1 protein-coding gene is annotated in these 1545 nt (G+C 0.1%); it reads right to left on the reverse strand.

Translation table 11 applies throughout. From position 1 onward, the window contains the following. Window positions 1-1545: hypothetical protein (locus UNITIG_RS25695; RefSeq protein ID WP_200821331.1), on the reverse strand; the 1545-nt coding region annotated here is incomplete at both ends.

Consider the following 1545-nt stretch of genomic DNA (forward strand, 5'->3'; position numbering starts at 1 on the left):
TTTTTTTTTTTTTTTTTTTTTTTTTTTTTTTTTTTTTTTTTTTTTTTTTTTTTTTTTTTTTTTTTTTTTTTTTTTTTTTTTTTTTTTTTTTTTTTTTTTTTTTTTTTTTTTTTTTTTTTTTTTTTTTTTTTTTTTTTTTTTTTTTTTTTTTTTTTTTTTTTTTTTTTTTTTTTTTTTTTTTTTTTTTTTTTTTTTTTTTTTTTTTTTTTTTTTTTTTTTTTTTTTTTTTTTTTTTTTTTTTTTTTTTTTTTTTTTTTTTTTTTTTTTTTTTTTTTTTTTTTTTTTTTTTTTTTTTTTTTTTTTTTTTTTTTTTTTTTTTTTTTTTTTTTTTTTTTTTTTTTTTTTTTTTTTTTTTTTTTTTTTTTTTTTTTTTTTTTTTTTTTTTTTTTTTTTTTTTTTTTTTTTTTTTTTTTTTTTTTTTTTTTTTTTTTTTTTTTTTTTTTTTTTTTTTTTTTTTTTTTTTTTTTTTTTTTTTTTTTTTTTTTTTTTTTTTTTTTTTTTTTTTTTTTTTTTTTTTTTTTTTTTTTTTTTTTTTTTTTTTTTTTTTTTTTTTTTTTTTTTTTTTTTTTTTTTTTTTTTTTTTTTTTTTTTTTTTTTTTTTTTTTTTTTTTTTTTTTTTTTTTTTTTTTTTTTTTTTTTTTTTTTTTTTTTTTTTTTTTTTTTTTTTTTTTTTTTTTTTTTTTTTTTTTTTTTTTTTTTTTTTTTTTTTTTTTTTTTTTTTTTTTTTTTTTTTTTTTTTTTTTTTTTTTTTTTTTTTTTTTTTTTTTTTTTTTTTTTTTTTTTTTTTTTTTTTTTTTTTTTTTTTTTTTTTTTTTTTTTTTTTTTTTTTTTTTTTTTTTTTTTTTTTTTTTTTTTTTTTTTTTTTTTTTTTTTTTTTTTTTTTTTTTTTTTTTTTTTTTTTTTTTTTTTTTTTTTTTTTTTTTTTTTTTTTTTTTTTTTTTTTTTTTTTTTTTTTTTTTTTTTTTTTTTTTTTTTTTTTTTTTTTTTTTTTTTTTTTTTTTTTTTTTTTTTTTTTTTTTTTTTTTTTTTTTTTTTTTTTTTTTTTTTTTTTTTTTTTTTTTTTTTTTTTTTTTTTTTTTTTTTTTTTTTTTTTTTTTTTTTTTTTTTTTTTTTTTTTTTTTTTTTTTTTTTTTTTTTTTTTTTTTTTTTTTTTTTTTTTTTTTTTTTTTTTTTTTTTTTTTTTTTTTTTTTTTTTTTTTTTTTTTTTTTTTTTTTTTTTTTTTTTTTTTTTTTTTTTTCTTTTTTTTTTTTTTTTTTTTTTTTTTTTTTTTTTTTTTTTTTTTTTTTTTTTTTTTTTTTTTTTTTTTTTTTTTTTTTTTTTTTTTTTTTTTTTTTTTTTTTTTTTTTTTTTTTTTTTTTTTTTTTTTTTTTTTTTTTTTTTTTTTTTTTTTTTTTTTTTTTTTTTTTTTTTTTTTTTTTTTTTTTTTTTTTTTTTTTTTTTTTTTTTTTTTTTTTTTTTTTTTTTTTTTTTTTTTTTTTTTTTTTTTTTTTTTTTTTTTTTTTTTTTTTTTTTTTTTTTTTTTTTTTTTTTTTTTTTTTTTTTTT

Origin of the sequence: Oceanicoccus sp. KOV_DT_Chl, from assembly GCF_900120175.1 — a bacterium.
Classification (GTDB): domain Bacteria; phylum Pseudomonadota; class Gammaproteobacteria; order Pseudomonadales; family Dasaniaceae; genus Oceanicoccus.